The 11,715-nt window shown below is 71.3% G+C and carries 9 protein-coding genes; 5 read left to right on the forward strand and 4 right to left on the reverse strand.

Annotated elements, in window-relative coordinates; all coding sequences use genetic code 11:
• The first annotated feature begins 44 nt into the window (after positions 1–44).
• Positions 45–527 carry an NUDIX domain-containing protein gene (locus QWI33_RS08890; protein WP_289956905.1) on the forward strand — a complete coding sequence of 161 codons (483 nt, stop codon included), beginning with the start codon at positions 45–47 and terminating at the stop codon, positions 525–527.
• A gap of 47 nt (positions 528–574) precedes the next feature.
• On the opposite strand, the gene QWI33_RS08895 is transcribed toward QWI33_RS08890, so the two are convergent.
• Complete coding sequence (locus QWI33_RS08895; protein WP_289956906.1) at positions 575–3,019, reverse strand: glycoside hydrolase family 2 protein; 2,445 nt, start codon at positions 3,017–3,019, stop codon at positions 575–577.
• Positions 3,020–3,334: 315 nt separating this feature from the next.
• Here QWI33_RS08895 and QWI33_RS08900 point away from each other — a divergent pair, with 315 nt between their 5' ends.
• Together QWI33_RS08900 and QWI33_RS08905 are read left to right on the forward strand one after the other, a co-directional pair.
• A complete protein-coding gene (locus tag QWI33_RS08900; protein ID WP_289956907.1) occupies positions 3,335–4,384 on the forward strand; it encodes a LacI family DNA-binding transcriptional regulator in 1,050 nt (349 codons plus the stop codon).
• A gap of 147 nt (positions 4,385–4,531) precedes the next feature.
• Positions 4,532–5,950: a cellulase family glycosylhydrolase gene (locus tag QWI33_RS08905; RefSeq protein WP_289956908.1), complete on the forward strand. Its 1,419-nt coding sequence runs from the start codon at positions 4,532–4,534 to the stop codon at positions 5,948–5,950.
• Positions 5,951–6,025: 75 nt separating this feature from the next.
• On the opposite strand, the gene QWI33_RS08910 is transcribed toward QWI33_RS08905, so the two are convergent.
• Positions 6,026–6,244 (reverse strand): hypothetical protein, encoded by a 219-nt coding sequence (locus tag QWI33_RS08910; protein WP_289956909.1) that lies wholly within the window; start codon positions 6,242–6,244, stop codon positions 6,026–6,028.
• 215 nt (positions 6,245–6,459) lie between these two features.
• On the opposite strand from QWI33_RS08910, the gene QWI33_RS08915 reads away from it, so the two are divergent.
• Together QWI33_RS08915 and QWI33_RS08920 are read left to right on the forward strand one after the other, a co-directional pair.
• On the forward strand, positions 6,460–7,749 hold the full coding sequence (locus QWI33_RS08915; RefSeq protein ID WP_289956910.1) for a transglutaminase-like domain-containing protein: 1,290 nt from the start codon (positions 6,460–6,462) through the stop codon (positions 7,747–7,749).
• Positions 7,750–8,084: 335 nt separating this feature from the next.
• Positions 8,085–9,359 (forward strand): vanadium-dependent haloperoxidase, encoded by a 1,275-nt coding sequence (locus QWI33_RS08920; protein WP_289956911.1) that lies wholly within the window; start codon positions 8,085–8,087, stop codon positions 9,357–9,359.
• 321 nt (positions 9,360–9,680) lie between these two features.
• Here the strand turns inward: QWI33_RS08920 and QWI33_RS08925 are convergent, their stop codons facing one another.
• Positions 9,681–10,469: a phosphotransferase enzyme family protein gene (locus QWI33_RS08925; RefSeq protein WP_289956912.1), complete on the reverse strand. Its 789-nt coding sequence runs from the start codon at positions 10,467–10,469 to the stop codon at positions 9,681–9,683.
• Positions 10,470–10,506: 37 nt separating this feature from the next.
• Complete coding sequence (gene ftsY, locus QWI33_RS08930) at positions 10,507–11,643, reverse strand: signal recognition particle-docking protein FtsY (RefSeq protein WP_289956913.1); 1,137 nt, start codon at positions 11,641–11,643, stop codon at positions 10,507–10,509.
• Between the last annotated feature and the right edge of the window lie 72 nt (positions 11,644–11,715).

An 11,715-nucleotide genomic window follows, 5' to 3' on the forward strand; every position in this document is an offset into this window, starting at 1 on the left:
CCTATGCGTCGCATGGCGGTCGCCGCCTCGATAGGGTCGAAGGCATGCCGCCCAGGGAACAGACGCCGCCGGACGAGTGGCTCGCGGGCCGTCCGAGGTTTCTCGCCGCCGCCGGTGCCCTGTTCACCGATGCCGAGGGCCGTGTGCTGGTGGTGAAGCCGCACTACCGCGACCACTGGCTCTTCGTCGGCGGCCAGCTCGATGAGGGCGAGACCCCTGAGCAGGCGTGCCGGCGCGAGGTCAAGGAGGAGATCGGCCTCGATGCGGCGCTCGGCGGGCTGCTGGTGGTCGACTGGACGCAGCCGACCCGCGACCGGCCGCTCCCGCTGGTCGTCTTCATCTTCGACGGCGGCACCGTCGACCCCGCCCGGATTCGCCTGGACCGCGACGAACTCGACGAGTTCCGCTTCGTCTCCGTCGCGGCGTCCCTCGGACTCCTGTCCGCGAACGGACGGCGCCGCATGCCGGTCGCGCTCGACGCCAAGCGGACCGGCACCACCCGCTACCTGTCGGCCGGCGCAGAGTGATCCCGGCGCGCGGGCGGCCGGTTCAAGCTGCCCGCGCGCCGGGGCTTTCAGTCGTTGATCGCCCGCAGGACCGGCTTGCCGGTCAGCGCCCGCTGCAGTTCGGGTGAGGCGGCGATCTTCTCGCTGCGCACGGTGAACACCACGTGCTCGCCCGGAACGAGGGTGATGAGCGCCTTGTCCACCACCGCGTCCGGGTCGAGGCGGTCGGCGAACAGGCACAGGTCCCGGAGCACGCTCTCGGCGTGCACCGTGACCGAGACGCCGCCCTCGACGGGCGCGACCTCGGTGGCGAACCGGGCCTTCGGCCAGTCCATGTCCTTGTCCTCCTTGGTGAACCAGGTCGCGCGCGGGAATTCCTCGCGGCCGGTCAGGAGGAACTCGCCGTCTCGTGGGACCGCGCCGGGTTCGAGTTCGAGCACGGCCGTGTCGCGCGGGTCGATCTCCATCTGCACGAGCGCCCGGCCGATGATGCGGCCCTCGGCGTTGCACTTCCAGAACCCGATCACGCCCTCCCAGACCTCGGCGGAATCGTTGACCACCACCATGTTCAGGCCGTCGCCGTCGGGCTGGAAGGTCACGAGGCGGTCGGCGAAGACGTCGCGCAGCGCGTACCAGAGCGGCTTGAGCCGCTCCTCGCCGTCGATCGCGGCCCACGAGGTGACGGGCCAGCAGTCGTTGAGCTGCCACACGATCGCGCCTGAGCAGTAGGGCTGGAGCGAGCGGAAGTACTCGATGCCCAGGCGCATCGCGCGGGCCTGGTTGACCTGCGTGAAGTACAGCCAGTCGTCGAAGTCGCGCACGGGCGGCAGGTGGGCGTCGAGCCCGGCTTGGAGCTTGTCCTGGCCGCCTTCGGCCTTCTGGTGCCACAGCATGGCGGGGCTGTCGGCGGTGAGCGGGTCGTCGTGGACCATGCGCCGCACGGTGGCCCACGTGGGCGGGGCCTGGTAGCCGAACTCGGCCACGAAGCGGGGCTTCCAGTCGCGGTAGTGGACGTAGTCGCGCTTGTTCCACACGTCCCAGATGTGGACGGAGGCGTGGGCCTGCTCGTTCGGGTGCAGTTCGCGCGTGCCGGAGTAGGGGCTGCCGGGCCAGTACGGCCGGGTGCCATCCACTTCGGATACGAGTTTGGGGAGCAGGTCGTGGTAGTAGCCCGCGCCCCAGGTGCGGTCGCCGAGGTCGCCCTGCCAGTCCCAGTCGTGCCAGCCCCAGAGGTTCTCGTTGTTGCCGGTCCAGGTCACCAGGCTCGGGTGCGGGGCGAGGCGGGCGAGGTTGTCGCGGGCCTCGGCCTCCACTTCGGACCAGAACGGTTCCTCTTCGGGGTAGGCGGCGCAGGCGAACAGGAAGTCCTGGCCCACGAGGAGGCCGAGCCGGTCGCAGATCCGGTAGAAGTCCTCGGACTCGTAGACCCCGCCGCCCCACACGCGGATGTAGTTGACGCCGGCTTCGACCGCCTGGCGCAGGCGGCGTTCGATGCGGGCGGGGTCGATGCGGCCGAACAGGGCCTCGTCGGGGATCCAGTTGACGCCCTTGATCCAGACGGTCTCGCCGTTGACCTCGAGGCGGTACGGGCGGCCGTCCGCGTCGGGCTCGGTGTCGAGTTCGACGGCGCGGAACCCGATCGGGCGCTCCCACTCGTCGAGCACGGTGCCCGCGGAGCGCACGGTGACCTTGGCGTCGTACAGCTCCAGGTCGCCGTGGCCGAGCGGGCGCCACAGTTCAGGGTTCTCGACCTCGAGCCGCACGGTCGCACTGCCGGCTCCGGCCGCCACCCGCACTGCGGTTTCGGCGACCACTGCACCGTCCTGGCGGGCGACGGTGCAGGCGAGGTCGATGTCCGCGCCGGCGGCCCGCTGGAGGCGGACATCGAGTTCGACGATGCCGGAACCGTCCTCAAGGGAGACCCGTGGCACGACCGCGTCGATGCGCGCGGTCTTCCAGCATTCCAGCCGCACCGGCCGCCAGATCCCGGCCCCGGCGAGGTTCGGGCCCCAGTCCCAGCCGAAGTTGCAGGCGGCCTTGCGGATGAAGTTGCCGGGCTCGGGGTAGGCGTTCGGGCGGTCGCCGAGCCGGTCGCGCTGGGCCTCGGCGTACGCGTACGGCGCGGTGAAGTGCACCTCGAGTTCGTTGGCGCCCTCGCGGATCACCTCGCGCACGTCGAAGCGGTAGCGGCGGTGCATGTTCGCGGTCTCGCCGACGACGGTGCCGTTGAGGCTGACCCGGGCGACCGTGTCGAGCCCGTCGAAGGCCAGCTCGATCCCGTCCCAGTCGCCTGCGTCATGGGTGAAGGCGGTCCGGTAGGTCCAGTCGCGGCGGCCGACCCAGGCCAGCTCGCGCTCGGCCTCGTCCACGTACGGGTCGCCGACGAGGCCGGCGGCCAGCAGGTCGGAGACCACTTCGCCGGGCACCGAGGCCGGGATCGCCTCGACGGCCACCGGGGCCCCGGGGTCGCCGGTGACGGTCCAGCCTTCGTGCAGGGTTCGCTTGGCGCTCAAAGAGACTCCTATGCCTTGGGTAGCGAGCGGTGGAGAACACCACTGTCGGCAGCGTAGCCAGCGGCGGCTCGTGCGGCGACGCGCCCGTCGGCCCGGCGGCGGCACGAGGCCCGCGCCACAGTATCGCTTAACCGGATAAGTAGCGTCAACCCCCAGCCCGAACGCCGCCTTGACCGAACCGCCGCCGAATTGAGACCATGCTTCCTGAGCCGTCCGATCCCCTCGGCTGAACCGGTTCGCTCACATCGTGCGCTACAGTCTGGAAACCGGCGCTCGACGCAAGTCCGTGCCCAGTGCCACTCGAGAGGACCACCGATGACCAGGCGAGTCACCATCGCCGACATCGCCGCCGCGGCGGGCGTGTCGAAGGGCGCGGTCTCCTACGCCCTCAACGGGAGGCCCGGCGTCTCGGAGACCACTCGCACCAAGATCCTCGCCATCGCCGCCGAGATGGGCTTCGTCCCCAACCGCGCCGCCCGCTCCCTCTCCGTCTCCTCCGCGCAGGCCGTGGGCATCGCCCTGCGCCGCTCCGCGCGCACCATCGGCATCGAGCCCTACTTCATGGAGCTCATCAGCGGCATCGAAGCCACCCTCTCGGCCGGGTCCTTCGGCCTCACCCTCCAGATCGTGGGCACGGTCGAGGAGGAGCTGGAGGTCTACCGGCGCTGGTGGGCCGAGCGCCGCGTCGACGGCGTGTTCCTGTGCGACGTCGGCACCAGCGACCAGCGGCTCGACTTCATCGCCGACCTGGGGCTGCCCGCGGTCGCCGTCGGCGGCCCGATCGAGGGCGCGCGGTTCCCCGCGGTCTGGCACGACGACGCCGAGCCCAGCCGCGACATCCTCGAGTACCTGTACGCCCTCGGACACCGGCGCGTCGCCCGCATCGCGGGCATCCCCGGCCTGCTGCACACCGCGATCCGCGACAAGGCCTACGACGACACCGCCGCCGACCTCGCCTTCGAGTCCGTCACCACCATCCACAGCGACTACACGGGCGAGCAGGGCGCGCAGATCACGCGGCGGCTGCTCTCGTCCGCCAAGCGCCCCACCGCGATCGTCTACGACAACGACGTGATGGCGGTGGCCGGCCTCGGCGTCGCCCACGAGCTCGGGCTCGAGATCCCCGAGCAGCTGTCCCTCGTGGCCTGGGACGACTCGCAGCTGTGCCGCCTCACCCACCCGGCGCTCACCTCGCTGACCCGGGACATCCCGGCCTACGGCGCCAAGTGCGCCGAGGTCCTCATGTCCCTCATCGGCGCCGCCACCGAGACCGCCCTGCAGACCACCGAGACGCGAACTTTCTCGGTTCAGTGCAAGCCCGCGCAGCTCTCCCCGCGCGGCTCCACGGGCCCGGCCCAGAACTGATCCGCCAGCGCGGCGATCACCGCAGTTCCGGCCTGTAATCAGGCCAATTCGACGGCACGTCTTGAACCCCATCGATATTTATGGTTCTCTATGTTGAGGTGAGATTAACCGATTCATCTCACGCCCGAACCTACAGATGGGATCGACATGGATACCGGCACCCCCGACGCCGTCCCCTCGCGGCGCCGCCAGTCGCGCCGCCGCATGCGCAAGTGGCTCATGGCCACTGCCACCGCCCTCGCCGTCGTCTTCGCGGGCGTCTGGCAGCTCCTCCCCGCGAGCGCGCAGCAGTCCGGCGGCTTCTCCGTCGACGGCACGCAGCTCATCGACGCCAACGGCAACCCGTTCATCATGCGCGGCACTTCGCACGCCGACGTCTGGTACCAGGGCGAGTTCGCCAGCTACGGCGAGATCAGCGATCTGGGCGCCAACACCGTCCGCGTCGTCCTCGGCTCCGGCCAGCGCGGCTGGGGCACCTCCTCGGCCTCCCGCGTCGCGGACATCATCGCCGAATGCAAGGCCCAGCAGCTCATCTGCGTGCTCGAGGTCCACGACACCACCGGTTACGGCGAGCAGTCCGGGGCGGCGACACTCGACCAGGCCGTGGACTACTGGCAGAGCATCCAGAGCGTCCTGGAGGGCGAGGAGGAGTACGTCCTCATCAACATCGGGAACGAGCCGTGGGGCAACCAGAACACCTCGGGCTGGCTGAACGCCACGAAGTCCGCGATCCAGCAGATGCGAGCCGCCGGGTTCGACCACACGCTGGTCGTGGACGCGCCGAACTGGGGTCAGGACTGGGAGAAGCGGATGCTGAACGGGGCCCCTGAGGTCGCGGCGGCGGACAGCCAGGGGAACACGGTGTTCTCGGTGCACATGTACGAGGTGTACACCTCGGCGCAGTCCGTGATCGACTACTTCGAGGCGTTCGAGCAGATGAACCTGCCGCTCATCGTCGGCGAGTTCGGCAACATCCACGGCGGGCAGAACGTCGCGTGGCAGACCATCCAGAGCGAGGCCCAGGCGCGCGGGATCGGCTGGCTCGCGTGGTCCTACTCGGGCAACGGCAGCGGCGTCGAGCACCTCGACCAGGTCACGAGCTTCAACCCGAGCCAGCTGACCGCCTGGGGCCAGGGCGTCTTCAACGGCGCGAACGGCATCGGGAACACCGCCGAGCGCGCGAGCGTCTTCGGCGACGACCCGGACCCGACCACGACCACCCCGACCTCGAGCCCGACCGAGGAGCCGACCACCGGCGGGCCGACCGAGGGCGACTGCACCGCGAAGATCACGGTGGGCAGCTCGTGGGGTTCGGGCTGGCAGGGGAATGTGAGCGTCACGGCGTCGCAGGGCGCGGTGGACGGCTGGCGGCTCACCTGGACGTGGGCCGGGGCCACCCGGATCACGAGCAGCTGGAACGCGGACCTGACGGCCTCGGGTGCGAACGTGACCGCGGAGGACGTGGGCTGGAACGCCGCGGTGGCGAGCGGCCAGACCCGCGAGGTGTTCGGCTTCATCGCGTCCAGTCCCACCGGTACGCCGACGGTGACCTGCGAAGCGATCTGATGAGGATATGAGGAACGGGCGGCGGACCCGATGGTCCGCCGCCCGTTTCGCGTGTGCGCCCGTTCCCGTCCGGTGCTAGCCGTTCTTGGTCGGGAGCTGGAACTTGCCGGGTCCGCCCTTCGGCATCTGCGAGCGGACGCCGCCCTTCTTGTTGCCGATGGGCTGGTGGCCGGTCTTCTCGGCCTTCTTGCCGCGGGCGAGCGCACGGCGCTGCTCGCGGTTCAAGGGCTCCTCGGCGGTGTCTTCGGTTGCTTCTTCTGCGGCTTCTTGGGCCTTGGGAGCTTCGGCGGTCATACGCTTCCCCTTTTCGGGTAGAGAGTGAAGAGACGTGAGCGCGAAACGGAGTCAGACTCTACGTCTCGAGAACTGGCACTCAGTCGTATTGGCGGCCTCATCGCAGGAGGCGGCCGAATCTCTTCTAAAAGATCATGCGGCCCACTCTAGCGGAGGCGCGGACGCGGCACAACAACGTTTGCGAGCGGCGTCCGGGTGACTCTACCCTCATACGCATGACCCAGCCCCGTCAGCGCAGCGCGCCGGCCGACCGCCCGTACGGCCGGCGCGGACCGCAGCCCGCGCCCAGTCCGGCGAAGCTCGCGCGCGTGCGCACCGTCGCGCAGGACGCCATGCGCGGCGCCCGCTGGTGGACGCTCCTGGACCTCGAGCGGATCCTGCGCGGCGACACCGAGTTCTGGCGCGACCTCTGGGCGCCGTCGCTCGCCATCGCCGCCCACAAGGTCGGCCTCAAGAACGCCCGGTCGCGGCTCGACGAGGCCATCGACGCGGGGTTCCACCAGACGGACCTGTTCGAGCCCGAGCTCTCGGCGGCGTTCGGCGCGGACCCGGACTGGGGGGCGGTGCTGGAGCGCGCCCGCGCGAACGTGCCCCGGCCGGCGCTGCGGCTGACGGCGTGGCCCGAGCCGGGTCCGGCCGCGCCCCTGCGCCTGGACCGCGCTGAGGCCCACCGGGAACCGCAGCTGCTGCCGCGCCTGCCGCGGCCCGGTGAGGGGGCCTGGGAGACGGCGAAGGCGCTGCTGGGGTGGACGGCGGGGCTGTGGCGGCACGCGAACGCGCGCATCAACGCCGGTGATGCGCTGGACGTGCTCGAGCAGGTCGCCAACGGCGCCCGCTACTCGTGCGTGGAGTACTCGATCGTGCTCGCGCAGGGCCTGAACGCGCTCCGCGTCCCGGCCCGCCGGGTGTGGCTGCGGCGCGGCGACTACCACGACGGCGTGGGCCAGGGGCACGCCGTGGCCGAGGCCTGGATCGACGACCTCGACCAGTGGGTGCTGCTCGACGGCCAGCACGGCGCGTACTGGGCCGACGAGAACGGGAAGCCGCTGGGCCTGCCCGAGCTCCAGGCGCGCGAGCGGGCGGCCCGGCCGGTGCACGTGGGACCGCGCGCGCCGATGAAGGACCCGGAGCTGTGGGCGGCGTACTTCGCGCACGCCTCGGTCACCGGGATCGCTTGGGAGCCCGAGGGTTTCGTGCCTGTGTTCCAGGACGGCCAGGTCCTCGCGACCGAGCGGCTCGTACGCGACAGCGCCGACGCGTACCCGCGCCTCTCCGACCTCGCGATCGGCGTGACCGCGCTCGGCGGCGCACCTGCGGTGGAGCTGAAGCCGGTGCACCCGTATGCGATCGGCGGCTCGTGGAACGGCGAGGTCATCGCTGCGCAAGGGCGGCAGCGGTTCGCGCGGGCCCTCGACCGCGAGCCGGGCGAGCACCGCGCGGCCTTGGCCGCCGTGACCCGCTACGGCCCCTTGGCGTCCCGCGAACTGCGCTGGACCGCGGCCTGACTGCCCGATCCTCGCGACCCCGGGGATCGGCCGATCTTAATCCTAGTATTCCCATGGGATTACTGCTATGATCGTTGCATGCAGTCCGCCAATGCTTTCGCACAGCGGCGCGAGGTCGACCAGATGCGCGTCGCCAGCGCCCTCTGTCGCTGACCCTCCCCGTCGCCCCGGATGCCCCGCTTGCAGCGGCACACCGGGCCGACTCCTTCCTGAGCCGCCCCGGCTTTCCCGCGCCGCCGCCAACCTCTGTAGACCGTTCCTTCGGCCCGACCGCGCCCCGCCGTCCGGCCTCCCGTTCCTCCTGCCTTCATTCACCCTGCACTGCAAGGAGCATCATGTCCTCCACCCACCGCACCTCGGTCTCACGCCGCACGATCCTCGCCGCCGCACCGGTGGCCGCCGCCGGCGCGGCCATCGGCACCGCCGCACCGGCCTCGGCCGGACACTCCCCGTCGGCGGTCGTACTGCGCTGGTTCGACACGACCAACGAAACCGTCACCGCAGCGCCCGCTCCGACCCAGGTCACCAACAGCAGGACCTGGGCGATCGCGTGGCTCGCCGCCGCCCGGGCCGTCCGGCGGGTGCCGCACGGCCTCAACGCCTCCCGCTACCGCGAGGCCGCGCTCGCCTCGGCCGTGCACCGCGCACTGGTCGCCCTCGTGCCGGCGCGGGCCACCGAGCTCGACGCGGCGCTCGCCGACGCGCTCGCCGCCGTCCCCGAGGGGAGCGCGAAGCGCCGGGGCTCCGCGGCGGGCGTCGCACAGGCCGATTCGCTCCTGGCCGATCGCGAGGGCGACGGACTCGACCCCGCGTCGGTCAACGTCGCCTGGACGCCGCCCGCCGCCGCGCCCGGGGTCTGGCAGCCGACGCCTCCGGCGCACGGCCCCGGCCTCCAGGCGGGCACGCGCCATGCGGTGCCGTTCGCGCTCGACAGCGGCGACCAGTTCCGGCTGCCCGCGCCGCCCGCACTCGGCTCGGCCGCCTACCGGGCCGACATCGAAGAGGTCTACGCGTACGGGGCCCTGAACAGCACCGTGCGCACCCAGGAGCAGACCGACACCGCGCAGTTCTGGCTCGGCAGCTCGTTCACCCTCTACAACCCCGTGCTCCGCGCCGCGCTCGAGCACCACACCGGGCCGCTGCGCGACCAGGTGGCGCTCGTGGCGCTCTTCCACGTCGCTTCCGTGGACACGCAGATCGCCACTTCGGACTCGAAGTACGCGCACCTGCTGTGGCGTCCGGTCACCGCGATCGCCGGGCCGGTCGAGGACGGCGACCCGGCCACGGTGCAGGACCCGAACTGGGCGCCGCTGCACACGACTCCGTCGCACCCGGACTATCCGAGCGGCCACAACACCTACTCCGGTTCGGCCGAGGAGGTGCTCACGCAGCTGGTGGGCGACGGCCCCGGCGCGCCCTTCACCATCCCCAGCCCGTCAGCGCCCGGCGTCACGCGGACGTACACGACCTGGCATCCCCTGACGACCGAGAACGTCGACGCCCGGGTCTGGTCGGGCATCCATTCGCGCACGGCGGACCTGGCGGGCGTCGAGTTGAGCCGCACGGTCGCAGCGCACGTGCTGAGCAGGACGGACGACCTGCTCACTTAGGACCTCGGGGTCGAGGAGGCGGGCGCTCCGGCGGCATGCGCGATGCCGCCGGGGCGCCCGCATGCCCTAGACATTGACATTTGCCTATCTATTGACAGGCAAACGCTCGCACGGTAGGTTTGCTTCACTTCCCTCATAACCATCGAGAAGCCGCAACCTGGCGGCGCCTCCCGGCACTGCGACCGGCGGACCGTTCCGACCGGACTGGGAGCGCTCCACTCGTGCGGTTCGCGATGCCCGCTCCCAGGTGTCGCGGCAACGGCGAAGACCCCCGGCTCCCGGCTCGTCGGCGGGTCTTCGTCGCAGAGGATCAGAACGCGGCTAGCGCAGCGCCTCGTCGAGGATGTACCGCTCGGCGTCCAGCAGCCGCAGGTCCCGCGCCGGCCGGCGCAGGTGCCCCTTCTCCACGATCCGCTCGAACGCCGGATCGCCCGCCTGGGCCATCCGCCGGATGCCCTCGATGTGGTCCACGATGCGCTTGCGGATCACCTTGATGAACCGCTGGCGGTCCCGGTCCGAGAGCCCGTACGCGTCCGCGAACATCCGCAGCCGCCGCGCCCGGTCCGGCTTCTTCCAGCCCAGCGTGATCGAGTCCCGGTCGGTGAAGATCGGCACCCAGGTCCAGGCCGCGTACGCGACGTCGTAGATCCGCGCGCCCGGACTCGCCAGGTCGAAGTCGATGAGCGAGAGCGTCCCGTCCGGGCGCCAGACCACGTTGTGCGGGGCGGCGTCGTGGTGGCAGATGACCTCGGTGTCCGGCGGCGGCGGCCCGAAGGACCGCCACGTCGCGCCCTGCGGCGGCCGGAAGCCGTACTGCGCGTCGTGGAACATCCGCAGCATCTTCGCGACCGCGCTCATGGCCTCGTCGGTCGTCCAGTGCGGCGCCAGCGGGTACTTGCCCGGCTCGCCCTCGACGAACGAGAGCACCTCCCGGGCGTGCTCGTCGATGCCGAGCACCCGCGGCGCGCCCGTGAAGCCGGCGCCGTCGAGGTGCCGCAGGAGCGCGTGCACAGCGGGAGTCCAGGGTCCCGTGTTCCGGCGGACCGTGTCCCCCAGCCGGACGACCGTGCTCGTGTTGCCGCCGATCAGCGGAATCTCGTCTTGGCTCACCGGTCCCCGCAGTGCCTGCCGAATTCGTTAAGGGGTGTCAGGACTCGGCGCCGTCGACAATCGCATCGACGAACGCTCCGACTTCGAACGGGGCCAGGTCGTCCGGCCCCTCCCCGAGTCCGACCAGCTTAACCGGTACCCCCAACTGGCGCTGAACCGCGATCACGATCCCGCCCTTCGCGGAGCCGTCGAGTTTGGTGAGCACGATGCCCGTGACATCGCAGACCTCGCCGAAGACCTTCGCCTGCTGCAGGCCGTTCTGCCCGGTCGTCGCGTCGAGCACCAGCAGCGTCTCCGCGACCGGGCCCTGCTTCTCGACGACCCGCTTGACCTTCCCCAGCTCGTCCATCAGCCCGGCCTTGTTCTGGAGGCGCCCGGCGGTGTCGATCAGGACCACGTCGGCGCCCTGCTCGGCCCCGGCCTTCACCGCGTCGAACGCGACCGAAGCGGGGTCGGCCCCCTCACCGCGACGCACCACCTTCGCGCCCACGCGCGAACCCCAGGTCTCCAGCTGCTCGGCGGCGGCGGCGCGGAACGTGTCCGCCGCGCCCATGAGCACCGTCTTGTCCTCCGCGATGAGCACGCGGGCCACCCGGCCGCAGGTCGTGGTCTTGCCCGAGCCGTTCACCCCGACCATCATGATCACGGCCGGCCCCTCGCCCGAAGGCGGGACGGTGGCGATCGAGCGGTCGAGCTCCGGTTCGAGGACGGCGGTCAGCTCGGCCTTCAGCAGGCGGCGCAGCTCCTCAGGGCTGCGGGTGCCCAGGACCTTCACCCGCTCGCGCAGGCTCTCGACCACGGCGGTCGTGTCGGCCATGCCCACGTCCGCGCTCAGCAGGGTCTCCTCGACCTCGTCCCACACGTCGTCGTCGAGCTTGTCGCTCGCCAGGAGCGCCAGCAGGCCCTTCCCGAGCGCGTTGTTGGAACGGGCCAGACGCGAACGCAGCCGCACCAGGCGGCCTTCAACGGGCTCGGGCGTCTCGATGCCCGGAGCCGCCGGCTTCGGCGCCTCGGCCTGCGGCGCCGGCTCAGCCTGCTTCGGGGCCTCGACCTGCGGCTCCTCGGCCGGCGCCTCGACCGCCTTCGAGCGGGAAGCGCGCACACCGAACACGATGCCGACGAGTGCGGCGACCACGACGACGGCCGCGACCACCCAGATCCACAGGTTGTCCACAGGAAAGTCCTCCACCAGAGCTTCAGTCGCACGGAGGCGACCGGGCAGCCGCACTCGTGCAACCACTGTACT

The organism is Glycomyces tritici, from assembly GCF_030403505.1.